The organism is Herbaspirillum sp. C7C8 (genome assembly GCF_022627875.1).
Taxonomy (GTDB): Bacteria; Pseudomonadota; Gammaproteobacteria; order Burkholderiales; family Burkholderiaceae_D; genus Herbaspirillum.
Map to the genome: position 1 here is coordinate 1 of NZ_JABXGG010000100.1, position 231 is coordinate 231.

General features: G+C 61.5%; 1 protein-coding gene. It reads right to left on the reverse strand.

Annotated elements, in window-relative coordinates; genetic code table 11:
• On the reverse strand, positions 1–231 hold a 231-nt coding region (locus tag HWE01_RS22800; RefSeq protein ID WP_241822981.1), incomplete at both ends, for a PAS domain-containing protein.

A 231-nucleotide genomic window follows, 5' to 3' on the forward strand; every position in this document is an offset into this window, starting at 1 on the left:
CTGGGCCACGACGTAGGAGCCGACTACATCCCCGGCCTCGGTGATGTCGGGGATGTAGGTGGTCACGACGTGCTTGTAGCCGTTGACGGCATGGGTGAAGGTGCGCTCGAAGATCTGTTCTTCGCCGGCCAGCACGGCATCGATGTAGCGCAGGGCACTTTCGTAGAGCTCCGTTCCCACCAGGTCCTGCATGTACATGCCGGTGACTTCACCATGTGCCCGTCCGAACAC